The sequence below is a fragment of the Mycetocola sp. JXN-3 genome (assembly GCF_014522285.1).
GTDB classification, from domain to species: Bacteria; Actinomycetota; Actinomycetes; order Actinomycetales; family Microbacteriaceae; genus Mycetocola; species Mycetocola saprophilus.
In genome coordinates this window covers 2,328,141-2,350,327 of sequence record NZ_CP041635.1, presented here as the reverse complement: position 1 = coordinate 2,350,327, position 22,187 = coordinate 2,328,141, and the positions used below count along the sequence as shown (strand labels likewise).

The window sequence follows — 22,187 nt, the reverse complement described above, 5'->3', positions numbered from 1 at the left end:
GTGTTCATCTCGCACCCTCGCGGGCCGAACACCGCCGACACCGGCATCGTTCACCCACCACCCAGCGAATCCCGTCGATCCCGACGCGGATTCGCCCCTAGGACACAAGGACAACATGAGCGAGTTCAACAACACCCCGGCACTCGAACTGCTGCCGGCCGTGGACGTGGCCGACGGTAAGGCCGTTCGCCTGACCCAGGGCGAAGCCGGATCCGAAACCAACTACGGCGACCCCGTCGACGCGGCCCTGGACTGGGCCAAGCAGGGTGCCGAGTGGATCCACCTGGTCGACCTGGATGCGGCCTTTGGTCGCGGCAACAACCAGGCCGTCATCCGTCGGGTGATCAAGGCCGTGCACGGCGTCAAGATCGAACTCTCCGGTGGTATCCGCGATGACGAGAGCCTGGAAGCAGCCCTGGAAAGCGGCGTCACCCGGATCAACCTGGGCACCGCCGCCCTGGAAAACCCCGAGTGGGCCGCCAACGTCATCGGCCGCTACGGCGACGCGATCGCCGTGGGCCTCGACGTGCGCGGCACGACCCTCGCCGCCCGCGGCTGGACCCGCGATGGTGGCGACCTGTGGACCGTGCTGGAGCGTCTGGAAGAGGCCGGTTGCACCCGCTACGTGCTGACCGATGTGACCAAGGACGGCACCCTGCAGGGCCCGAACATCCAGCTGCTCAAGGACGTCATGGAGCGCACCAACCGTCCGGTGGTCGCCTCCGGTGGCATTTCCAGCCTCGACGACATCGCCGCCCTGCGCGAGCTGGTGCCGCTGGGCCTGGAGGGCGCGATCGTCGGCAAGGCACTGTACAACGGCAACTTCACCCTGCCCGAGGCCCTGGACGTGGCCTCCAACTAGTTCATCCGCCCGGGCCCGGTACCTCGCAGAGGGGTGCCGGGCCCGTGGCATGTGCGCACCGAATCGGAAGGCCCGATAGGCTGGATGTGGCCAATTGCGCGACCACCCGTTCGCGATGTGGCCCGCCCACCCCGGCGGCTCGTCCCCGCCGCTGAGCACCACCCATCCGGCGGCTGATCCGGCCGCACCGCACCGTCCATCCGATGGTTTCGTTCCCGCGAGGAGACAGCATGACCGAGCACACCCCGGCCGACCCACACGCACACGGTGCCGGCTGCGATCACGGCACCCCCGATGATCCCACCGGGATTCGTGCCCGCATCGCCGCCCTCGCCGGCAACACCGCCGACAGCGCGGACCAGTCCTGGGAGGGACGCACCTTCCAGGCCCACGACAACACCTACGCCGAGGATGATGGCAGCGCGCCCGCCGAGCTCGCCGAAGCCCAGCGCCGGTTCACCGCGGGGGAGGGCAGCGCCGAGGCCGTCGTGGATGCGTTCCGCACCGCACGCCTGCTGATCCCGCTGGTCGCCCACGCCGGAGACGTGGGACTCAACGCCCACGGCCAGGAGGTCGACAAGACCCAGGAGCTCTCGATCATCACCGTCGCCGGACCCGACGGACGCAACGTCTTGCCGGTGTTCTCCTCGGTGGATGCGATGCGGGCATGGAACCCCAAGGCCCGGCCAGTGCCCGCCGATGGCATCCGGGTAGCCCTGGCCGCGGCCGAGGAAAACACCGACCTGGTGGTGCTGGACGCCACCACCCCGCTGGAATTTGTGATCCGTCGTCCGGCGCTCTGGGCCGTGGCCCGCGAAGAATCCTGGATTCCCAGCTTCCAGGATCCCGAGGTGTTCGCGGCATTTGTGTCCTCGATCGGGACCGAACTCTCGGTGCTGGATGTGGCACTGTCCACCGCCGACCCGCTCTCGCGCCTGCACGGCCCCGAGCTCGTGGTGACCCTGACCCTGGTGCAGGGTCTTGATCGGGAGATGCTTGACGCCGTGCTGCAGCGGCTCGCTCAGCGCTGGGCGCAGGACGACGTGATCGCTACGCGGGCCGACTCCCTGACCGTCCGTCTCCGCTCCTCCGAGTAACGTGCCAAAACAGAACACCCCGCCGTGCACGAGCACGGCGGGGTGTTCTGTTGGACGGTCCTAGTGGTGGCGGTAGGGTGCGCCATCGGCATCCACCGGGAGGCGCTCGCCCGCGAGTACCCGCAGCGGCAGGCGGTTATCGGGCGCGGGTAGCGGGCACACGTAGTGGTCGCTGAAACCGCAGGGCGGGACAAACGCACGGTTGAAGTCGATCACCGTGTTGCCCTCGGCATCGGCGGCGGGGACCGTGAGGAAGCGGAACCGGTAGGTTTCGTCCTCGGCATCGTGGTCGTTCCCGGTCTGATCGGCAAACACCACCGAGTAGGCGTTCCCCGCGGCGGTGGCCACCAGCGCGGCCCAGTGCCCGTTGATGTTCACGTGCAGGCGGCCCGAGAGCGGCTTGTCCTGCACAAAGCCGTCCACCAGTTCGATCGCCAGGGTCTCGTCTGCCGCGGCCTCGAATCGGGCCGGGAATACCCAGGCGGGATCGGGGGTGAATGCGGCAATCTCGGTGATCGCCCGGCGGGTTTCGCTGCGCGGGGTGAGGACCCGCAGCGCCAGATCCTCGCCGCGGCCAAATGCTCGCAGGAGGATGTCGCCGTACTCGACGTCGGCGCCGGGCTCGACCCGCAGGGTGGTGGCCGGGACCTCGATGTTGGTGGGGAGTAGCCCCACGATCGCCTCGCCCTCACGCTGCCAGGTTCCCGGAAGGCCGGGTACCTCCTGGGCCTGCTCGGTGAGCCAGTGGGTGCCCACCAGCGAGGCGATGCCGTACGGCGAGAGGGTGGCGTCGAGGCGTGCCTCATGCCAGGCCGCCCAGTCGGCGGCAAAGTCGGCGGGATCGGTCGCGGAGTCGGCGGGGGTGGTGCTGGTCTCAGACATGGGTGGAGATCCTTTCCTGTGTGGTGGGGAGTGCGGAATCGGCGGCATCCGGGGCGGAGACCGCCGGATACGCGGGGGTGACCGCGTCCGTCGAGGGTGCCGCGGCAGTGGCATCCGTGGTACCCGCAAGCACCGTGCCCGAACGCTCGTGGGCGAAGCGCTCCTGTTCGGCGCGAATCTGCTCGGGGGTGAACGGACGGATCGCCTCGGCCAGCGCCGCCTCGCGCTGCGCCGCCCAGCCCGCCTGGATCAGCGGGTAGGCCTCCTCGAGCAGGATCCGCGCCTTCTCCACCGTTTCCTCGAGCGTGTGCAGGGCCGGATGGATGCCGAGAATCAGCTCGTCGGTCAGCGCGATGGTGGGGTCGGCCAGCAGGTCGGCGGCGAGTTCCTCGGGGGTGCCCCAGATGAAGTTGTCGGAGAGCAGCTGGTCGGGGATCGACGCGGTGAGATCCACCCGGCCGATCTTCGCGGCGAACTCGTTCCAGCGCCCCGCGCGCTCGCCTGCCTCGGCGAGTGCCGCGGCGTTGGTGGCGCCCGGGTAGGCGGTCCGCGAGGTCACCACGTACGGGGTGCGGGTGTCGCCCCAGGTTTCGTGGAATACCCGGCGGTACTCGCGCACCGAGTACGCCTGACGCTGCTGGAATCCGGCGCGAGCCTCGGCGGTGCGCTCGCCGCCGTTGCCGAATCGTTCGAGGATGAAGCCGTCCCCGCGCACCGCCGCGGCCCGGATCGTGTTGATATTGGAGCTGCCGTGGACCACGCGTCCGGTCAGTCCGGCGTTGGCCGGCCAGATGTGGGCGCTGCCCTCGGGCACCTGGGAACCCTCAAGTGCCCAGTGCAGCGAGTCGATCTTGTGCTCGAAGTTGGCGTCGCGATCCTTCTCCCAGGCGTTGAACACGTGGAAGGAGTCCGAGGGGACCCCCTTGCCCACGCCGAGGATCAGGCGACCGCCGGAGAGGTGGTCGATGACCGCCACGTCCTCGGCGACCCGGATCGGGTCGTCCAGCACGATCGGTAGTACCGCGGTGCCCAGCCCAATCTTCGAGGTTGCCACCGCCGCGGCACCCAGGAACGCATACGGGCTCGGCAGCGCCGCCCAGCCCGAGTGGAAGTGCCGGGTCGCGATCCACGCGCTGTCGTAGCCCAGTTTTTCCAGCTCCTGGAACAGCAGGATGTTCTCGCGATAGATGGTCGCGGTATCGGTGTTCTGATCCAGGTGGGTGATGAATCCCACCCGCAGGCGCTCGCCGATCACCGTGGATCCCAGCGGCGCGGTGGTCCCGAACCCCGCAATCTCATTGGGTTCGGGACGGCGGCTGACGGGGAAATCTGCGGTGCTCATGCGGTTACCTCCACGGGGTGTTGGGATGTGCGGGCGGACTCGGCGCTTATGCTCCGGCCTCCACGGCGGGCCTGGACGGACTCGGCGCTCATACCCCGACCTCCACGGCGCTCTGATACGGCGCCAGGTTCTCGCCGCTGGGGCGGAACGGGATGGACCGTTCGACGTAGGGGACCGCGGTGGTCGGGGTGGATCCGCGCAGCCCCGGCAGCTGGGTCGCAAACAGTTCGATGGATTCGAGGATGTGTGCGGGCTTGACGTGAGGTCCCTGGAACTGGATCGCGGTCTGCTCGGTGCCGTCGAACTGGTCGGTCCAGCGCCAGATCGAGTCGGCCACCTCCTCGGCCGTGCCCACCGCGAAGGAGAGCTTCTCGGCGATATCGTCGAAGTCGGCGCTGTCAGGGCCGCCGCGCCAGTCAACCTTCAGATAGATCGCCGCGTACTCGCGCAGGAACTCGACGGCGCGCTCGCGGGCGAGCTCCCGGGTGGGCGCCACCAGGCCCGAGCGCAGGTGGATGACCTCGCCGCCGGGCACCTTCTCGCGATACTCGGCGTTGAGGGCCAGGCGTGCCTCGAGCGGCATCGGGCGCGGGATCATCAGCCGGTAGCCGTGGGCGGAGGCCAGCTCGATCGCGTTGCGTCCGGCGGCGGTCCAGATCACGTCGCGGGCGGGGCGTCCGGCGGGCGGGGAGATTTCCACGTCGTCAAAGCTGTAGAAATCCCCGTGGAAGTCGACGCGACCGTGATCGATGGCCTGGCGCAAGATCTCGTGCACCTCGCGCGAGCGGGCCGATCCCTCGCCGGGAATCAGGCCGTACACGTCCAGTAGGTGGTCGGTGCCGGCACCGCTGCCGACACCAAGATCGAGGCGGCCACCGGAGAGGGCGTCCAGCAGCAGGGCGGATTCGGCGAGCCTGATCGGGTGATAGAACGGCGCGCACACCACCGAGGTACCCAGCCGGATGTTGGTGGTTTTGGCGCTCAGTCGGGCGAGGAACAGCAGCGGGTCGGGAACCTCGCCGCGGGCGTTCTGGTGGTGTTCGGTGACCCAGACGCCGTTGTAGCCGAGCTTGTCGCCGAGGACGACCTGCTCCTCGATATCGCGATAGAGGGCGGCGGGGTTTTGGCCGTTGGTGACGTCACCGTAGTAGAAGAGGTCGATGCGGGGCATGATTGAGTCCTTTCGGCCGGTGGGCATCCGCGCGGCGAATGCCCACCGGAAGGGGATGGGTTACTTGGCGAGCCAGACGTCGTAGAACGCGTCGGTGTAACCCACCGCGTCAAACTTCCAGCCGTGCACCTTGGCGGTGGTACCGACGATCTTCTTCGGCACGTACAGCGGAATCGCGAAACCCTCATCGAGGATGCGCGCCTGAACCTTCTGGGCCTCGGCGATGCGCACCTTGGGATCGGAGTTGGCGCTGATGATCTTGCCCGCCTCGTCGATCTGCGGGTCGGAGACCAGCCCGTAGTTGATGCCCGAGCCGCCGCCCTCCTTCGGAATGGCGTTGGTCTGGAAGGGCTGGATCGTGGTGCCCACATCCGCGTAGCCGCGCGAGGAGTCGGCGAGGTTGTGTTCGTTTTTGGCCAGCTGGGCGGAGAACGCGGCGGTGTCATACGGGGTGCGGATGACCTCGAAGCCCGCCTTCTTCAGCGAGGAGGCGATGGCCTCTCCGAGCTGCTGGCGCTGGTCGGTCTGCACGTAGAGCGAGTCGACGGCCCAGTTGATGGTGAGGCGCTTGCCGTCCTTGGTGCGGTAGCCGTCCTTATCGGTTTCGGTGTAGCCCGCCTGATCGAGCAGCTTGGCCGAGGCCTTGGGATCGAAGCTCCAGCTCTTCTCGAGCGACTTATCGTAGGAGCCCAGCGGCGGGGTGTCGGGCAGCGTGGTGGTCCAGGCCTTCTTATACTCGCCGGCGTAGACGCTCTTGAGGAGGCCGTCCACGTCGATCGCGTCCCGGAAGGCGAGACGCACGTTCTTATCGTCGAACGGCGCGATGTTGGGGTTCAGCGCCAGGTAGTAGGGGGTTCCGGTGTTGTCCTTTTCCAGGATCTGGGCACCGGCGGCCTTGACCTCGGGAATGTTCAGCGGCGGAACCTGATCGATGGCATCGGCCTGCTTGGAGCCGAGCGCGCCGATGCGCGCCTGGGGTTCGGGCACAAACTGGATGGTGACCTCATCGAGGTAGGCGGGTCCGGTGTGTCCCCAGGTGCTGGGTGCCCAGGCATAGTCGGGGTTCTTTTCCAGCACGATCTTGGAGCCCTTGACGTAGTCCTTGACCTTGAACGGTCCCGATCCCACCGACAGCTTGGGATTCGCCGACAGCTCGGCGGGGGTGTGCTCGGTGAGGACCTTGCCCGAGTAGATCGGCCAGTGCGGGGTCGAGAGCGCGTGGATGAAGGAGGCGTTGGGGCGGGAGAGGGTGACCTTCAGGGTGCTGTCATCCAGCACCTCGTTGGACACGATGCCGCTGGACACGGTGGCCAGGCCGGTCTCGTTGAGAGGCCGGTCGAAGTTCTGCTTGAGAACCCCGGCGTTGAACGGGCTGCCATCCTGGAACTTCACGTCGGTGCGCAGGGTGAAGGTGTAGGTCAGGCCGTCCTCGCTGACCTCCCACTTGGTGGCCAGGCCCGGCTTATAGGTGCCGTCTTCGGCCTGCACGGTGACCGTGTCGAAGATCGAGGAGTTGATCGAGTTGAGGTTGAGGCTCGGGACGCGCTGCCCATCCCAGGTGGGTGGTTCGGTATTGGCCAGGTAGCGCAGGGTGCCGCCACTGACCGGGCTGGCCGAGGCACCGGCATTTCCGGATGACCCGGATCCCGGGGAGGCGGACGCCGAGCAGGCGGTCAGGGCGAGGGCGGTGAGCAGGGCGGTGGCGCCGAGCAGGGCCGCGTTGCGGGTGCGATTTCGCATGGATGGTGCCTTTCGGGGGTGATTGCGGGGAACGGGGTAGTGGAGGGGTTGGCGATCAGATCGCGCGTGTGGGGGTGCCGATGGTTGGGCCATGGAGGGGTTGGCGATCAGATCGCGGGCAATGGGGCACTAATGGTTGGGATAGCGGCGATCAGATCGCGGGTATAGGGATGCCGCGGATGATCGAACACCTCGCCGGTCTCGCCGAATTCGACGATCCTGCCGTGCTGCATGACCGCCACATCGTGAGCGACGTGGCGGACCACCCCCAGATCGTGGGAGATAAAGAGGAGCGAGACGTGCAGCTGATCCTGAAGGTCGCGCAGCAAGTCGAGCACCTGGGCCTGGATCGAGACGTCGAGGGCGGAGACGGGTTCGTCACACACAATGATCTCGGGGTTGGTCGCGAGGGCCTGGGCGATCGCGATGCGCTGGCGCTGCCCGCCGGAGAGCTCCAGCGGATGCCGGCCCAGGTGGATCGCCGAGAGTCCCACCTGTTCCAGCAGCGCGGTCGCGGCGTCGTCGCGCGCGCCGCGGGAAACCCCCACGGTGGACAGGGCCTCGCCGAGTAGGGTGCGCACGTTGGAGCGCGGGTCGAAGGAGCCCAGCGGATCCTGGGAGATGGTCTGGATACGGTGACGCCGCGCGCGACGCTCCCTCTCTCGGAGGCTCGACCACGCCTCGCCATCCAGCAGCACCTCGCCGGAGTCGGCGGGGGTCAGCCCCAGCGCGATCGCCGCCGCGGTGGACTTGCCCGACCCGGATTCGCCCACGATGCCCAGGGTCTTGCCGCGTTCGAGGGTGAAGGACACATCGTGCAGCACGGTGGTGCGGCGTCCGCGCGAGGCCGGATAGCTCTTCACCAGGTTGCGCGCCTCGAGGATCGGGGCGGTGGGGGCCACGGTCAACCCGGACAGGGAAGTCCCGGAATCGGCCAGCTCCGACGTGGCGGACCCTGGGCCGGGCCGGGTCTCGCCTACCCGTCTTGTCTCGTTCTTTTCCGTGGCCCGAGGCCGGGTGAACACCGCTGGCGGCAGCGGGGAGAGGCGCTCGCCGCGGGTGTGGGCCGAGGGCACCGCATCCAGCAGCTGCCGGGTGTAGTCGGCCCGCGGATTGTGCAGGATCTGCGCGGGGGTGCCGCGTTCGATCACCGCCCCGGCGCGCAGCACGATGATCTCATCGGCCAACTCGGACACCACGGCCAGGTCGTGGCTGACCAGCAGCAGCGCGGTGCCCTCGCGCTTGAGCTCGGCGAGGAGTTCCAGCACCTGCGCCTGGACGGTGACATCCAGGGCGGTAGTGGGCTCATCGGCGATCAGCACCCGCGGCCCGGCGGCCACGGCGCTGGCGATCAGCGCCCGCTGGCGCAGTCCACCGGAGAGCTGATGCGGATACTGCGCCGCGCGCTCCTCGGGATCGCGGATGCCGACGCGGCGCAGCAGGGCGTGCACGATCTCGGCGGCGGGCTTTTTGGCCAACCCGGTGTGCAGCCGCAGCGATTCGGCCACCTCTGATCCGATGGTGTTGAGCGGATCCAAAGACACCAGCGCATCCTGCAACACCAGGCCCACCTCGCGTCCGCGCACCCCGCGCCACTGGGCGGGGGTGAGCGTGCGCAGGTCGTGGGTGCCCAGGCGCAGCTCGGAGGCCTCGACCCGGGATCCCGGACCCACCAGCCCGAGCAGCGCCCGTGCGGACACGCTCTTGCCGGATCCGGATTCGCCCACCAGGGCGACGCAGCGTCCGGGGGTCAGGTCAAAGGACAACCCGGTCACCGCGGTGTGCGGGCCAAAATTTATGGTCAGATCACGGACCGAGACCAGGGCCTCGGGATTCTCGACGGTCACAGGGAGCTCCTCTTGCTGATGAAACGCTGCTGCAGCCAGCGGCCGGTTACGGTCACGCTGATCACGGTCAGGGTGATGAAGACCCCCGGCCAGATCGCGATCCACGGGGCGATGCTCAGGTACTGCCTGGCCTCGGAGAGCATGAGGCCCCACTCGGGGGTGGGCGGCACGGCGCCGAGACCGAGGAAGCTGAGCGCCGCACCAAAGATGATGCAGACACCCACGCCGATGACCGCGTGCACAAGCACCGGGCCTAGGCTGTTGGGCACCACGTGGCGCAGCACCAGGCGGGCGGGGGAGAGCCCCAGCGCGATGCCCGAGCGGATGAATCCCGACCCGCGGATCTGCAACACCTGGGTGCGCACGAGCCGGGCGGCACCGGGGATCCGGCCGAGGCCCACGGCCCAGAGTAGGCTCCACTGTCCGGGGCCGAGAATCGTGATGGTCAGCAGCGCCACCAGTACCTCGGGGAACGCCAGGAGGACATCGAGGGCGCGGGTGATGACCCGATCCCAGATGCCGCGGGAGTAGCCGGCCAGCACACCGAGGATGATGCCGCCGATCAGGCCGATCAGTGAGGCTCCTACCCCCAGCGAGAGCGAGTAGATGGTGCCGTGGATGATGCGGGAGAACAGGTCGCGGCCGAGCTGATCGGTGCCCAGGATGTGGGCGGCACTCGATCCGGCAAATGCGTCGGCGGGGTTGCCCTCGATCGGATCCTGACCGGTGAAGATGCCCGGCCAGATGGCGGCCACCACCAGGAGTAGCACCACGAGGGCCGAGAGGGCGACGCCCGGATGCAGCGCGTGGGCCGAGCGCACCCGTTCGGAGCGGGGAAGCCGCGGGGGTCGGTCGGGGCGGGCACGCAACAGGCTCATGCGTGGCCTCCTCTCGGGTGGGGGTTCGGCGCGGGGGCGCGGAATCGGTCGGATCGGTGAGGGTTTCGGGGGTCGAGAGGCTCGCTCATGCGTGACCTCCTCGCAGGCGCGGGTCCAGGAGTGGATACAGCAGGTCCACGATGGTGTTGATTAGAATGAAGATCAGCGCGGCGAACACCACGAAGCCGAGCACCACCGGATAGTCCCGGTCCTGGATCGCGACCACGGCGACCCGGCCGAGTCCGGGGCGGGCAAACAGCGTCTCGATGATCGCGGTGCCGCTCAGCAGCGATCCGAAGATCACGCTGGTGAGGGTCAGCGCGGGCAGGCTCGCGTGACGCAGCACGTGGCGCGAGCGCAGCCTGTTTTCGCCGAGTCCGCGGGCGCGGATCGTGGTGACAAACGGCTCGTGCAGCACGTGTTCCATGCGCTCGCGCAGCACCTGGGTGATCACGCCGATCAACGGCAGGGCGAGGGTGATGACCGGAAGGACCAGCGAACCGGGTCCGTCGGTCCCGAACGCCGGGACCCACTGCAGCGAGAAGGAAAAGACGGTCATCAGGATGATCCCGAGCCAGAACGAGGGCACCGAGACGGCAACCAGTTCAAACCCCTGGGCAAATGCGCGAGCCCCGCGGCGGCGGCCCGAGGTGGCCAGCGCAAGCAGCACGGACACGATAATCGCCACCAGGATGGCCCAACCGGTGAGCTCGGCGGTGGGCCCGATCTCGCTGAGGATGACCTCGGTGACCGGGGAGGCGCGCTGATAGCTGATCCCGAAGTCCCCGCGCAGCACCCCGGCCAGATAGGTGAAGTACTGCACAATAACCGGCTGATCGAGCCCGTAGTGTGCGGCGATCTGCGCCCGGATTTCGGGGGTGGCCTCCTGCATGCCCGAGAGCATCTTGTCCAGCGGGTTTCCGGGGATCAGCTGGAGCGCCACAAACGAGAGGGTGGCCGCGGCCCAGAGCACCAGGACGATGTCGAGGATGCGGTGACCCACATAGGAGGCGATTCCGCGAATGCGGCCCAGACGGCCGATCTCCTCGGCTTCCGATGCTTCGGCGAGCAGCGAGGCGACCGTGGGCACGGCATCCTCGCGGCGTTCCGCACCAGGCTCGGACGCCTCGGCAACGCGCCCGGATGACGCCTCGGGAGCGGACGCCTCGGCAACGCGCCCGGATGATGAGACGGAAGCAGAGACAGCCGGAGCCGTCACCGCGCCGACCGCCTCCACTGGGCCAACCGCGTCCGCGGGCGGCACCGTCTGATCGAGCGTGCTCACGCTAGTCCTCCCAGCGCACGCGTCCGCCGCGCGCCACAAACTCGTCGGCCACGGCCTGGCGCAGGTCGGCATCCACCAGGTAGTCGGCGGCGGCCGAGCCCAGCGCGGTGGCGGCGTCCACGAGCGCGTTGAGCGCATCGGGCAGGATCGAAATGTCGGCAAATCCGGCGTTGTGCGGCACGATGGTGCCGTCCCCGCCGAGGCCCAGGGCCGGGTGGATCGCCGGAATGTACTGGCTCACGTTGCCCATATCGGTGGAGGGTCCACCCTGGCGCACAACCTTCGGCTTGAGCGGCACGGTACGCCCCCGGTCGGTGAGGTGGCGCGCCCAGTGCTTGGTCAGCGCGATGTTGTTGGCCAGCGGCAGGTAGGCGGGTTCGGCATCGAGGTCGATCTCGGCCCGGGTTCCCGTGGCCAGGGCCGCAGCCTCGAGGATGTCCACCACGCGCTGGGTGAGGATCTTCAGTGTGTCGATCTCGCTCGAACGCACCAGAATGTGCGCCTCGGTCAGCTCGGGCACCACGTTGGCCGCACTCCCGCCGTTGGTGATCACGCCGTGAATGCGATCGATCGGCAGGATGTGCTGACGCAGCTGGGCGATGCCCTGGTAGGCGGTCACCACCGCATCGAGCGCGTTGAGCCCGAGGTAGGGGGTGCCGGCGGCGTGCGCGGCGCGGCCGTGATAGGCGACCCGAATCCGGCGCACCCCGGTGGTCCCCGAACCATAGATGGGGGAGACCTCGTGGCCGACGCTCGGGTGGACCATGCCCGCGGCATCCACCTCGTCAAAGCCGCCGGCGCGGATGATGAGCTCCTTGCCGCCGCCACCCTCCTCTGCCGGGGTGCCGATCAGCGAGACGCGGCCGCCGGTTTCGGCCACCACGTCGCGCAGCGCCAGGAACGCTCCGATCGCGACGCCGGCGATCACGTTGTGCCCGCAGGCGTGGCCCACACCGGGCAGCGCGTCGTATTCGGCGATGACCGCGAAGTGCGGTCCGTCGCCCACCTCGGAACCCGCGTGCGCCACAAACGCGGTGGGTAATCCGAACACGCCCACCTCGGTGTCCACGCCCTCCTCGGCCAGTAGCTCGGCGATCTTCTGCACGCTGCGGTGCTCCTCAAACCCCAGCTCGGGGTGGTGGTAGAGGTCCACGGCAAACGCGTGCAGCCGCGGGCGCAGGCCCTCGATTCGCGCGGCGATCCGGGCGTGAATATCAGCGGGGGCTCCGGCGAAGGCGGACTCTGCCTCCCCAATCGGGGCGGGGGTGAGCGAGCGCTGGCCGTAGGCGAGGTAGGTGTCGAGCGGATCGGTGGTCATGAGTGGGGTCCTTTGCGAGGGTGCCCGAGTGCGCGCCCTGCGGCGGGTCGGAGGGGTGCGGAACTCGGACGGAGACGGAGCGGGTGGGATGGGGATGAAGCGGTGGGTCCCGGGAGCCGGTCGAGGCTCGGGCCCCGGCCGCTAGGCGGAGTGCGGGCTGTACCGGGGATTGAACACAAAGCCGTCCAGGGCCTCGGTGACCGCGGCGGAGATCGCCCCAATCTCCTCGGCACTCAGCGTGATTTCGGTGGCCGCCAGGTTGTCGCGGAGGTGTGCGGGGTTGCGGCTGCCCACCACGGCGAGGCCGTCGGGTACGGTGTGGAAGATCCAGGCGAGGGCGATGGACTGCACGCTGGTCTGATGCGCGCGGGCGGCGGGTTGGAGCGCCGCGAATACCCGGTCGTGGGTGTCGGCGGGCAGTCCGCGGCCGATCAGCGGCCAGTAGGCGATAAACGGGATGTTCCGTTCGGCCAGGCGCTCGATCACCGGGGTGTTCTCCCGCGCCGCCACGTTATAGAGGCTCTGCACGGCGGCGATGGGCTCAATTGCGAGCGCGGCATCCAGCTGCTCCCGCGTGGGCTCGCTCAGCCCGATGTGGGCGATCTTGCCCTGATCGCGCAGCTCGGCCAGTGCACCCAGCTGATCGGCGAGCGGGACGTCCGGGTCGATCCGGTGCAGAAAGAGCAGGTCGATGCGCTCGCGCCTGAGTCGGTGCAGCGAGGCGTGGACGGCGTGACGCAGATAGTCGGGCCGCCCGAGAATACCCCAGCGATCCTGCGCCGGACGCAGCATCCCCACCTTGGTGGAGACCAGGATGTCGTCCCGGTTGCCGATCACGTCGCCGATGATGACCTCGCTCACACCGGGCCCGAGTGCATCCGCGGTGTCCACGTAGCGGATCCCCGCATCCAGGGCCGCACGCAGCAGCGCCCGCGGAACCTCGGGATCGGCGGGGATTCCCCACCCATCACCCGCGGTCAGCCGCGCGGCCCCGAGGCCCACCCGGGGCACCCGATGTCCGGCCAGCAGGGTCTCTGCGGTGGAGGGCGTGGTCGTGCCGGATGCCGAAGCCCCGCGCACGGTGGCGGTGGGCACGGTGTCGGTGGGCGCGACGGCGGCGGTCTCGGTGCGGCTGGCGGCGATGGTCACGGCGAATCCCTCGAATCAAAAACGCGGCTGATGGTTCGAGAAAACTAGCAATGTGCCCGGGGGAGGACCAACGGTCACGGGGACACGGGGTAACCCAGTGTCACGTGGCGAAACAGTAGGTGCACGCATCGCGCGGCTAGGCCATAATTGCGCGCAAAAAAGGCACCGACACTCCGAGGAGTGCCGGTGCCGTTAAGGGGTGGGGTGTTAGTTCACTGGACCGGTGAACTTCTCGCCCGGCCCCTTACCAATCGGGTCCTCGATGGCCGAGGCCTCGCGGAATGCGAGCTGGAGCGAACGCAGACCGTCGCGCAGGCTGCGGGCGTGCATGTCGCTCACATCCGGGGCGGCGGCGGTGATCAGGCCGGCCAGGGCGTTGATCAGCTTGCGTGCCTCATCCAGGTCGGTCTGGGTTTCCGGGTCGTCGGCAAGGCCCGCCTTGACCGCCGCCGCGCTGAGCAGGTGTACGCACGCGGTCGTGATTACCTCGACCGCGGGAACCTCCGCAATATCCCGCGTGGCCTCGGCAACCGCTTCGTTTTCTTCCGGGCTGGGGGACTGGTTTTCCGTCACTGTGTTCCTCTGCTAGACTGATACGCGGCTACGGAACATCTGTTCCGTTACGAAAGAGGATATTCTCCCACCCGCGTTTGACCGTAGTACTAGGTTACCGGGTAGTTACACTCCGCCAAGACCCTCCTCGGAGGGTCTGGTAGTCAGGGTGTTGGCCGGGTAGTGACCTTTGGTCACACGTATCCGGTGTGTAATTTCTCTCTCGCCTCGGTATGAATCATTTCGGACTGAGTGGCCTCGAGTATCAATCAGAGGAGTTACGCATTAGCGATCCCCGTACCAATGACCGAATCCGGGTCCCTGAAGTTCGCCTTGTTGGCCCCGCAGGCGAGCAGGTTGGTGTTGTCAAAATTGAGGTAGCGCTGCGCCTGGCGCAGGAGGCAGATCTTGACCTGGTCGAGGTTGCCCCCAATTCGAAGCCGCCGGTTGCGAAGATCATGGACTACGGCAAGTTCAAGTACGAGGCTGCGCAGAAGGCGAAGGAAGCACGCCGTAACCAGGCGAACACCGTCCTCAAAGAGGTGCGCTTCCGTCTGAAGATTGATGACCACGACTACGAGACCAAGCGTAAGCGCGCCGAGGGCTTCCTGAAGTCCGGGGACAAGGTGAAGGCAATGATCCTTTTCCGCGGCCGCGAGCAGTCTCGTCCCGACCAGGGTGTGCGTCTGCTGCATCGTTTTGCAGAAGATGTCGCCGAGTTCGGCGTGATCGAGTCCAACCCCACCATCGATGGCCGCAACATGGTCATGGTGATTGGGCCTCTCAAGAATAAGTCCGAGGCGAAAGCCGAGGCCAATGCAAATCGGGCCGCCAATAAGAGAGCGGCAAAGCAGGAGGAAAGTAATGCCTAAGCAGAAGACCCACTCGGGCGCTAAGAAGCGCTTCAAGCTCACGGGCTCCGGCAAGATCAAGAAGCAGCAGTCGGGTATGCGACACAACCTTGAGGTGAAGTCCAGCCACCGCAAGCGTCGTCTGAACCAGGACCAGCTCGTGTCCAAGGCCGACACCAAGAACATCAAGAAGCTTCTCGGTAAGTAAGCTCGACGGACATAGAGAGATAGAAGTAGAGAAATGGCAAGAGTAAAGCGGGCCGTCAACGCCCACAAGAAGCGTCGCGTAATCCTCGAGCGTGCCTCGGGTTACCGCGGACAGCGTTCGCGTCTGTACCGTAAGGCCAAGGAGCAGGTTACCCACTCCTTCGTTTACAACTACAACGACCGTAAGAAGCGTAAGAACGACTTCCGTCGCCTGTGGATCCAGCGTATCAACGCCGCATCCCGTGCAAACGGCCTCACCTACAACCGTCTGATCCAGGGTCTGGGTCTGGCCGGTATCGAGGTTGACCGTCGTATCCTCGCCGAGCTGGCAGTCAACGAGCCGGCAACCTTCGCCGCTCTGGTTGAGTCGGCCAAGAAGGCCCTCCCGGCCGACACCTCGGCTCCCAAGGCTGCGTAAGCGTCTAGTTTCACTTACATTCGGCCCCATCGCTTCGGCGGTGGGGTCGTTTGTTGTTTTCGGGCCTGTTATCCAGAGGTCGGGGTGGGTTTTCCGCTGCGCTGCCCACGCGGGTAGAATGGCCGGGTGCTAGATAATCCCCGTGCCCCCCGTATCCGTGCCGTCGCAAGGCTTGGCCGTCGTGCCGTGCGTGAAGAGACCGGCCTCTTCCTGCTCGAGGGCCCGCAGGCGGTTGTCGAAGCGCTGACCTACCGCCCCGAGGTCATGCTGGAACTCTACGTGACCCCCACCGCGCTGGAGCGCTACACCGATCTCGGTGAGGCCGCGGTTGCCGCCGGGATGGACGTCGAGTTTGTGAGCGAAGAGGTCATCAACGCGATGGCCGACACCGTGACCCCGCAGGGGGTCATCGCGGTCGCCCGCCAGTTCCCGACCTCCGCCAAGGACATCTTCCGCGACGAGCCCAAGCTCATTGCAATTCTCGAGGAGGTCCGCGACCCGGGCAACCTCGGTACCATCATCCGTGCCGCCGACGCCGCCGGAGCCGACGGCGTGATCCTCACCGGACGCAGCGTCGACCTCTACAACCCCAAGGTGGTGCGCTCCACCACCGGATCGCTCTTCCACCTGCCCGTGGCCGTGGGACTAGAACTCCCCGACGTCCTGCTGCTGGCCCGCGAGGCCGGCGTGTCCGTGATTGCCGCGGACATCAAGGGCGACTCGCTCCTCGAGGTCCGCAACAGCGGTGTCCTCGCCGAGCCCACCGCCTGGCTGTTTGGCAACGAGGCACGCGGTCTCACCGATGAAAACCTTGCCCGCGCCGAGCGCGCGGTGAGTGTGCCGATCTTTGGCGCCGCCGAGTCGATGAACCTGGCCACCGCGGCCTCCGTCTGCCTCTACGAGAGTGCCTTCGCGCAGCGCTCCTAGGCATCCGCACCCTCGCGAGCCACCCCGCAGTTCTGCGGGGTGGCTCGCGGCGTTTATAGATCCGCTGAAACACGGACGCATGGTATGCGTCACGCTCTATTCCCAGGGGTGACAGGCTCGGGTGCCGCCCGTACTCCGACGTAACGTGAGCGTATGGAGTCGATGTCGATACCGAGGTTCACCCGTGTCTCACGCAGTGGGCGTGAGGCGCCGCTGCTAGCGCTCTCCGCGGTCACCACGCACACCGCCGAACGTCGTGTGCTTAATGGCGTCAATCTGACCGTCTCGCGTGGCGAAGCCGTTGCGGTGTTGGGTCTTGATGCGGCCGGTGGATCGCAGCTGTGCCGGATCGTCAACGGCAGCGAACGCCATGATTCCGGGCAGATTCTGGTCAACGGCCGGCCGCTACCCGGTGGGCGGTATGAACGCGAGTTGCTGCGCGCAGACCTGGGTCTTATTTCTCCCCGAGACGGCCCGAATGCCCGGATGAGTGTGATCGAGAGTGTTACCCGCGGTCAGATTCGGACTCGGGGTATCTCACCGATCCGTGCCTTCGAACGGGCGCGGGCACTCCTGGCTCGGGCGGGTGTCTCGGGCCATGACCGGGAGGATATCGCCGAACTGTCGGTATCGGGGCGTCGCCGGGTGCAGCTTGCCCGCGCCCTGGCCCTCGAACCGCGCCTCCTGCTACTAGACGATGTCACTCGGGGGCTGGATGCACACACGTGTCGAGACGTGATCGATCTGGTCGACGGGGCTCGAACCGAGGGGATCGCACTCCTGATCGCGACCGAGGACCTGCGTTTTGTGCGTGCCACCGCCACGCGGATCGTGGTGCTGTGTGGAGGACTGGTTGTCGAAGATCAAGCAGCGGACGACTTTTTCCTCCATCCGGTGTCGGCCTCGGCGCGAGAAATTGTGGCCGGTCTTGCCGACTCGGGGGTGTAACGCAGTTGGCAGATGCCCGCGAATTCCCGGGAACTTTCTGCACGCTGTCGATGTAGTTTTTTCCGGACCGAAACATGCGTGACTGGGAATATATATCGGATTTCATCCCATATTTGAGCGGACTCCGAACAAAATAGACTTCTGATCGGCACATTCTGTAGCGAATTACAACTAGGTAACAAGCGTGCGAAATCGTGTCGTTCCCGATCGGGCACTGACTAGCGTGAGGGCATGGAACCAACGTTGATACCTCAAACCACCAGCGTTCCGATCGTCGGTCGCGGAGAACCCCTCGTGGTGCTCTCCGAGGTCAACAAGCATTACGGCGATCTGCACGTACTGAAAAACATCTCCACGTCGGTTGCACGCGGTGAGGTCGTGGTCGTGATCGGGCCCTCGGGCTCCGGGAAGTCCACGTTCTGCCGGGCAATCAACCGTCTGGAAACCATCGACAGCGGCACGATCACGATCGACGGCAAGCAGTTGCCCGAGGAGGGGGCGGGACTCGCCAAGCTCCGTGCCGATGTGGGCATGGTGTTCCAGTCCTTCAATCTCTTCGCCCATAAAACCGTGCTGGAAAACGTGACCCTGGGCCCCATCCGGGTGAAAAAGATGTCGACCAAACAGGCGAACGAGCGGGCAATGACGCTGCTGGAACGCGTGGGTGTGGCCAACCAGGCCAATAAGCTGCCCGCCCAACTCTCCGGTGGTCAGCAGCAGCGCGTCGCGATCGCCCGATCGTTGGCGATGAGCCCGAAGCTGATCCTGATGGACGAGCCCACCTCGGCGCTCGACCCGGAAATGATCAACGAGGTCCTCGACGTCATGGTGGAGCTCGCCAAGGAGGGCATGACGATGATCGTGGTGACCCACGAGATGGGCTTTGCCCGCAAGGCTGCCGACCGCGTGCTGTTCATGGCGGACGGGGAGATCGTCGAGGACGAAACCCCGGAAACGTTCTTCACCAACCCCTCATCCGAGCGTGCGCGCGACTTCCTCGCCAAGATTCTCGACCGGTAACACCACAGCAAAGGAGCCACTCATGAAGCGTTCGAAAGTATCACTTGTAGCCCTCGCCGCGGCCTCGGCCCTCCTCTTCACGGCCTGTTCCACCTCCGACGGCGGCAACGCCGGCGGCAGCGGGGGAGGATCCGGCGATAACCCTACCGTGGTGGAGAACCCCACCTTCGAGGCGGGAACCACGATGGAAAAGCTGGCCAAGGCCGGCAAGATCACCGTTGGGGTGAAGTTTGATCAGCCGCTGTTCGGTGAGAAGGGCCTCAACGGGGCCGAGGGTTTCGATGTTGAAATCGCTAAAATCATCGCCGGCCAGCTAGGTATTCCCGCCGACAAGATCGAATGGAAGGAAGCGGTTTCGGCAAACCGCGAGCCCTTCATCGAAAACGGGGAGGTCGACATGGTTGTCGCCACTTACACGATCAACGATAAGCGCAAGGAAGTCATCGACTTTGCGGGACCTTACTACATCGCCGGACAGTCGTTGCTGGTCAAGGCCGACAACAACGACATCAAGTCCGAGAAGGACATCGTGGGCAAGCCCGTGTGTTCGGTCACCGGCTCGACCCCCGCTGAAAACCTTGCAAAGCTGGGGGCCGACCCGGTCCTCACTGATACCTACAGCAACTGTTTGGAACCGCTGCGCTCCGGCAAGGTGGTTGCGGTCTCCACCGATAACGTGATTCTTGCCGGTCTCGCGGCCAAGAACGAGGGCGAGTTCAAGCTCGCTGGTGATCTCTTCACCAAGGAGCCCTACGGCATCGGCCTGAAGAAGGGCGACACCGCCTTCAAGGACTTCATCAACAAGTCCCTGGAGGAGTCGTATAAGGACGGCGCCTATAAGAAGGCCTGGGAATCGACCGCGGGAAAGATTCTGCCGTTTGTTGAGGGACCCAAGATCGCCGAATAGCCCCGGCGCGTGTCCTGCGGGGCCAACACCCCGCAGGACACGTGTTTCCCCCTCGAAAGGAGGCGGTGAATGAACGTTATTATTGACAACCTCGATCGCTATTTCTCGGGTTTTCTGCTCACCCTGCAGTTGTTCGTGGTGGCGGGAATCGCCGCGCTGATCATCGGCACGATCATCGCGATTATGCGAATTTCCCCCGTCGGAGCACTGCGGGCTTTCGCTACTGTCTATACCGAGCTGGTGCGTAATACCCCGCTGACGCTGATCCTGTTTTTCTTCGCCTTTGTGGCCCCACAGCTGGGGCTCGGATTCGAGTACAAGATCCTGGCCATGATCGGTCTGAGCCTCTACACATCCCCGTTTGTGGCCGAGGCGCTGCGCTCGGGAGTCAACGGAGTCCCGATTGGGCAGGCCGAGGCCGCTCGGAGTATCGGGCTCGGCTTTGGGCAAACAGTTACCCGAGTTGTTTTGCCCCAAGCGGTGCGGATGACCATTCCGCCACTGATCAACGTGATGATCGCGCTGGTCAAGAACACCTCGGTGGCCGGTGGATTCTTTGTGGCCGAGCTGGTCACCATCGGTAAGGAACTGGCCAACGCCAACGGGAACGCGGTGATCCCGGTTCTGCTGGGCGTGGCCACGTTCTATCTGTTGATTACGATTCCGCTGGGCATCCTGGCCGGATATCTGGAAAAGAAGTGGGCGGTGTCGCGATGAGTGGATCCTCTGTTCTGTTTGATGCGCCCGGTCCCAAGGCTCGGCGTCGCTCACGAATCATCTCGGTCATCGTGACTCTGGTGGTGCTCGGCGGGTTTGGCGGTGCGGCCTTTATCCTGGGTCAGCCACGGCAGGCCTCGGGCGGGATCATCCTGCCTGGCATGTGGGATGCTTCCCGCTGGGACGTGGTGTCAAACCCGGTGCTGTGGTCGCAGATCGGTGAGGGCGTGCTCAACACCCTGAAGGCTGCTCTTGTCGCCGCGGTTCTCGCGCTTATTCTCGGTGTGGTGTTTGCGCTGCTGCGCACGGCCCGAAGCCGCTGGGTGCGGATACCCGCAACGGTCATCCTTGAATTCCTGCGGGGCATGCCCGTGCTGCTGATGATGCTGTTTATTCTGCTGGCTTTCTCCAGCGGTGCATACCTCGCGGTGGTTCTCGGCCTGGGTCTCTATAACGGCGCGATAATCGGGGAGGCGCTGCGCGCCGGCATCGCCTCGCTGCCCAAGGGACAGCGAGAGGCCGGGCTGAGCATCGGGCTGACGCCCTTTGCTACCCGCATGCGAATCGAGTTTCCGCAGGCATTTAGGCAGATGCTCCCGATCGTCGTGGCCCAACTGGTGGTGCTGCTCAAGGACACCTCGCTGGGATTCATCGTTGGTTACCCGGAGCTGATCCGTACCACGATGAACAACCTCGGAAGCGCCCTGGGTAATAAGTACCTGTTCACGCTGTTCATCATCACCCTGGTCATCTACTTGGTAATGAACCTGCTGCTCTCGGCCTTTGCACGCTGGCTGGCCCGGCGCTCGGACCGTGCGCAGCGCGGCGGTGCCGAACCCGAAAAGCCCGGTGGCGGAGACGCCCCGGGCGCGGAGCCCGGTCCCGCGGCCGCCGTACAGGCAGGAACCACCCGGGGATAGGGTGGGCAACAATCGGATCGCCCCGTGTGGATGATGAACATCCGCGCGGGGCGATCGGTCGTTCTGGCCCCCGGCGGGCGGGAGAACCCGGGTAGAATGTGTTTTTGTGTCTGACCCTCAACTGATTACCGAAGATAGCGTCGCCGCCGCGGTCGATGCGGCGCTCGCCGCCATTGCCGCCGCCGCCGACTCCACCGCACTCAAGCAGGCGCGTTCGGCCCACATGGCCGAGGGCTCGCCGCTGGCGAACCTCAACGCCGCCCTGCGCTCTGTGCCCAACGACCAGAAGGCCGCCTTTGGCAAGCTCGTGGGCCAGGCCCGCGGGCGTGTGAACGGTGCCTATGCCGCCGCCGAGGAGCGCATTGTCGCCGCCGAGGACGCCGCCCGCCTGGCCGCGGAGACCGTGGATGTCACCGCGCTGCCCAGCCGCTACCGTGCCGGTGCCCGTCACCCGCTGGAGCTGCTGCGCGAGCGCGTGGAGGACATCTTCACCGGTATGGGGTGGGAGATCGCCGAGGGGCCCGAGGTCGAGAGCGAGTGGTTCAACTTTGACGCGCTGAACTTCGACGCCGATCACCCCGCCCGCGCGATGCAGGACACCTTCTTTGTGGAGCCTCCCGAGGCTCACCTGGTCATGCGTACCCACACCTCTCCGGTGCAGGTGCGCACGATGCTCGACCGTGAGGTGCCGATCTACGTGCTGGCCCCGGGCCGCGTGTACCGCACCGATGAGCTGGATGCCACCCACACCCCCGTGTTCACCCAGTTCGAAGGCCTTGCCGTGGACAAGGGTCTGACCATGGCCGACCTGCGTGGAACCCTGGACCACTTCGTGAAGTCGGTCTTCGGCGACGAGGCGAAGATCCGTCTGCGTCCGAGCTTCTTCCCGTTCACCGAGCCCAGCGCCGAGCTCGACTTCTGGCACCCCACCTTCAAGGGCGGCGCGCGCTGGATCGAGTGGGGCGGCTGCGGCATGATCCACCCCAACGTGCTGCGTGCGGCCGGAATCGACCCGGAAATCTACTCCGGTTTCGCCTTCGGTATGGGTGTGGAGCGCGGGCTGATGCTGCGCGACGGTGTACAGGACATGCGTGAAATGGTGGAGGGCGACGTGCGCTTCTCCCAGCAATTCGGAATGGTGGTGTAGTC

Annotated in this window: 22 protein-coding genes; 12 read left to right on the top strand and 10 right to left on the bottom strand. The window is 66.2% G+C overall.

All coding sequences use genetic code 11. From position 1 onward, the window contains the following. The first annotated feature begins 115 nt into the window (after positions 1-115). Both priA and C7C57_RS10695 read left to right on the top strand, forming a co-directional pair. Positions 116-862, top strand: coding sequence for a bifunctional 1-(5-phosphoribosyl)-5-((5-phosphoribosylamino)methylideneamino)imidazole-4-carboxamide isomerase/phosphoribosylanthranilate isomerase PriA (gene priA / locus C7C57_RS10700; RefSeq protein ID WP_030143069.1), 747 nt, complete (start codon positions 116-118; stop codon positions 860-862). Positions 863-1,092: 230 nt separating this feature from the next. Beyond that, the gene (locus C7C57_RS10695) at positions 1,093-1,959 is read left to right on the top strand and encodes an SseB family protein (protein WP_187976410.1); all 867 of its coding nucleotides are present in this window, start codon (positions 1,093-1,095) and stop codon (positions 1,957-1,959) included. A gap of 60 nt (positions 1,960-2,019) precedes the next feature. Here the strand turns inward: C7C57_RS10695 and C7C57_RS10690 are convergent, their stop codons facing one another. From C7C57_RS10690 to C7C57_RS10645, 10 genes are all read right to left on the bottom strand, one after another. Further along, positions 2,020-2,841 carry a DUF1684 domain-containing protein gene (locus C7C57_RS10690; protein ID WP_187976409.1) on the bottom strand — a complete coding sequence of 274 codons (822 nt, stop codon included), beginning with the start codon at positions 2,839-2,841 and terminating at the stop codon, positions 2,020-2,022. Then, positions 2,834-4,183, bottom strand: a complete 1,350-nt coding sequence (locus tag C7C57_RS10685; RefSeq protein WP_187976408.1) for an LLM class flavin-dependent oxidoreductase — start codon at positions 4,181-4,183, stop codon at positions 2,834-2,836. Before C7C57_RS10685 ends, C7C57_RS10690 begins: the two co-directional genes overlap by 8 nt. A gap of 88 nt (positions 4,184-4,271) precedes the next feature. Then, complete coding sequence (locus C7C57_RS10680; RefSeq protein ID WP_187976407.1) at positions 4,272-5,354, bottom strand: LLM class flavin-dependent oxidoreductase; 1,083 nt, start codon at positions 5,352-5,354, stop codon at positions 4,272-4,274. A gap of 60 nt (positions 5,355-5,414) precedes the next feature. Further along, complete coding sequence (locus C7C57_RS10675; protein ID WP_187976406.1) at positions 5,415-7,094, bottom strand: ABC transporter substrate-binding protein; 1,680 nt, start codon at positions 7,092-7,094, stop codon at positions 5,415-5,417. Between the two features lie 107 nt (positions 7,095-7,201). Next, positions 7,202-8,941, bottom strand: coding sequence for an ABC transporter ATP-binding protein (locus C7C57_RS10670; protein WP_255505659.1), 1,740 nt, complete (start codon positions 8,939-8,941; stop codon positions 7,202-7,204). Next, positions 8,938-9,819 carry an ABC transporter permease gene (locus C7C57_RS10665; RefSeq protein ID WP_187976405.1) on the bottom strand — a complete coding sequence of 294 codons (882 nt, stop codon included), beginning with the start codon at positions 9,817-9,819 and terminating at the stop codon, positions 8,938-8,940. The genes C7C57_RS10670 and C7C57_RS10665 overlap by 4 nt, the downstream gene beginning before the upstream one ends. A gap of 85 nt (positions 9,820-9,904) precedes the next feature. Further along, the gene (locus tag C7C57_RS15760) at positions 9,905-11,104 is read right to left on the bottom strand and encodes an ABC transporter permease (protein ID WP_255505658.1); all 1,200 of its coding nucleotides are present in this window, start codon (positions 11,102-11,104) and stop codon (positions 9,905-9,907) included. Position 11,105: 1 nt separating this feature from the next. Continuing rightward, entirely contained in the window at positions 11,106-12,422 is a 1,317-nt protein-coding gene (locus C7C57_RS10655; protein ID WP_187976404.1) for an amidohydrolase, read from the bottom strand. 141 nt (positions 12,423-12,563) lie between these two features. After that, entirely contained in the window at positions 12,564-13,571 is a 1,008-nt protein-coding gene (locus C7C57_RS10650) for an aldo/keto reductase (protein WP_187976403.1), read from the bottom strand. A gap of 207 nt (positions 13,572-13,778) precedes the next feature. Further along, on the bottom strand, positions 13,779-14,144 hold the full coding sequence (locus C7C57_RS10645) for a DUF1844 domain-containing protein (RefSeq protein ID WP_187976402.1): 366 nt from the start codon (positions 14,142-14,144) through the stop codon (positions 13,779-13,781). 212 nt (positions 14,145-14,356) lie between these two features. Between C7C57_RS10645 and infC the strand changes: the two genes are divergently transcribed. The 10 genes from infC (at position 14,357) to pheS (ending at position 22,185) form a co-directional block, all read left to right on the top strand. Then, positions 14,357-14,995 carry a translation initiation factor IF-3 gene (gene infC / locus C7C57_RS10640; protein WP_081863788.1) on the top strand — a complete coding sequence of 213 codons (639 nt, stop codon included), beginning with the start codon at positions 14,357-14,359 and terminating at the stop codon, positions 14,993-14,995. Then, complete coding sequence (gene rpmI / locus C7C57_RS10635; RefSeq protein ID WP_030143082.1) at positions 14,988-15,182, top strand: 50S ribosomal protein L35; 195 nt, start codon at positions 14,988-14,990, stop codon at positions 15,180-15,182. Before infC ends, rpmI begins: the two co-directional genes overlap by 8 nt. A gap of 33 nt (positions 15,183-15,215) precedes the next feature. Then, the gene (gene rplT / locus C7C57_RS10630; RefSeq protein WP_030143083.1) at positions 15,216-15,599 is read left to right on the top strand and encodes a 50S ribosomal protein L20; all 384 of its coding nucleotides are present in this window, start codon (positions 15,216-15,218) and stop codon (positions 15,597-15,599) included. A gap of 126 nt (positions 15,600-15,725) precedes the next feature. Next, the gene (locus C7C57_RS10625; protein WP_187976401.1) at positions 15,726-16,526 is read left to right on the top strand and encodes an RNA methyltransferase; all 801 of its coding nucleotides are present in this window, start codon (positions 15,726-15,728) and stop codon (positions 16,524-16,526) included. A gap of 162 nt (positions 16,527-16,688) precedes the next feature. Continuing rightward, positions 16,689-17,474 (top strand): ATP-binding cassette domain-containing protein, encoded by a 786-nt coding sequence (locus C7C57_RS10620; RefSeq protein WP_187976400.1) that lies wholly within the window; start codon positions 16,689-16,691, stop codon positions 17,472-17,474. A gap of 231 nt (positions 17,475-17,705) precedes the next feature. Further along, positions 17,706-18,494, top strand: a complete 789-nt coding sequence (locus C7C57_RS10615; protein WP_187976399.1) for an amino acid ABC transporter ATP-binding protein — start codon at positions 17,706-17,708, stop codon at positions 18,492-18,494. Between the two features lie 22 nt (positions 18,495-18,516). After that, a complete protein-coding gene (locus C7C57_RS10610) occupies positions 18,517-19,401 on the top strand; it encodes a glutamate ABC transporter substrate-binding protein (protein ID WP_187976398.1) in 885 nt (294 codons plus the stop codon). A 69-nt stretch (positions 19,402-19,470) separates the two neighbouring features. Continuing rightward, positions 19,471-20,118, top strand: a complete 648-nt coding sequence (locus C7C57_RS10605) for an amino acid ABC transporter permease (RefSeq protein WP_187976397.1) — start codon at positions 19,471-19,473, stop codon at positions 20,116-20,118. Continuing rightward, positions 20,115-21,038 carry an amino acid ABC transporter permease gene (locus C7C57_RS10600; protein ID WP_187976396.1) on the top strand — a complete coding sequence of 308 codons (924 nt, stop codon included), beginning with the start codon at positions 20,115-20,117 and terminating at the stop codon, positions 21,036-21,038. Before C7C57_RS10605 ends, C7C57_RS10600 begins: the two co-directional genes overlap by 4 nt. Before the next feature lie 106 nt (positions 21,039-21,144). Next, complete coding sequence (pheS, locus tag C7C57_RS10595) at positions 21,145-22,185, top strand: phenylalanine--tRNA ligase subunit alpha (RefSeq protein WP_187976395.1); 1,041 nt, start codon at positions 21,145-21,147, stop codon at positions 22,183-22,185. Positions 22,186-22,187: the final 2 nt, after the last annotated feature.

What these genes read in the sequence shown, in the direction of transcription:
- priA (WP_030143069.1), top strand. Translation starts at nt 116, where the DNA reads ATGAGCGAGTTCAACAACACCCCGGCACTCGAACTGCTGCCGGCCGTG.
- C7C57_RS10605 (WP_187976397.1), top strand. Translation starts at nt 19,471, where the DNA reads ATGAACGTTATTATTGACAACCTCGATCGCTATTTCTCGGGTTTTCTG.
- infC (WP_081863788.1), top strand. Translation starts at nt 14,357, where the DNA reads ATGAATCATTTCGGACTGAGTGGCCTCGAGTATCAATCAGAGGAGTTA.
- C7C57_RS10615 (WP_187976399.1), top strand. Translation starts at nt 17,706, where the DNA reads ATGGAACCAACGTTGATACCTCAAACCACCAGCGTTCCGATCGTCGGT.
- C7C57_RS10620 (WP_187976400.1), top strand. Translation starts at nt 16,689, where the DNA reads ATGTCGATACCGAGGTTCACCCGTGTCTCACGCAGTGGGCGTGAGGCG.
- C7C57_RS10695 (WP_187976410.1), top strand. Translation starts at nt 1,093, where the DNA reads ATGACCGAGCACACCCCGGCCGACCCACACGCACACGGTGCCGGCTGC.
- C7C57_RS10685 (WP_187976408.1), bottom strand. Translation starts at nt 4,183, where the DNA reads ATGAGCACCGCAGATTTCCCCGTCAGCCGCCGTCCCGAACCCAATGAG.
- C7C57_RS10665 (WP_187976405.1), bottom strand. Translation starts at nt 9,819, where the DNA reads ATGAGCCTGTTGCGTGCCCGCCCCGACCGACCCCCGCGGCTTCCCCGC.
- C7C57_RS10610 (WP_187976398.1), top strand. Translation starts at nt 18,517, where the DNA reads ATGAAGCGTTCGAAAGTATCACTTGTAGCCCTCGCCGCGGCCTCGGCC.
- rpmI (WP_030143082.1), top strand. Translation starts at nt 14,988, where the DNA reads ATGCCTAAGCAGAAGACCCACTCGGGCGCTAAGAAGCGCTTCAAGCTC.
- C7C57_RS10680 (WP_187976407.1), bottom strand. Translation starts at nt 5,354, where the DNA reads ATGCCCCGCATCGACCTCTTCTACTACGGTGACGTCACCAACGGCCAA.
- C7C57_RS10655 (WP_187976404.1), bottom strand. Translation starts at nt 12,422, where the DNA reads ATGACCACCGATCCGCTCGACACCTACCTCGCCTACGGCCAGCGCTCG.
- C7C57_RS10600 (WP_187976396.1), top strand. Translation starts at nt 20,115, where the DNA reads ATGAGTGGATCCTCTGTTCTGTTTGATGCGCCCGGTCCCAAGGCTCGG.
- C7C57_RS10690 (WP_187976409.1), bottom strand. Translation starts at nt 2,841, where the DNA reads ATGTCTGAGACCAGCACCACCCCCGCCGACTCCGCGACCGATCCCGCC.
- C7C57_RS10675 (WP_187976406.1), bottom strand. Translation starts at nt 7,094, where the DNA reads ATGCGAAATCGCACCCGCAACGCGGCCCTGCTCGGCGCCACCGCCCTG.
- rplT (WP_030143083.1), top strand. Translation starts at nt 15,216, where the DNA reads ATGGCAAGAGTAAAGCGGGCCGTCAACGCCCACAAGAAGCGTCGCGTA.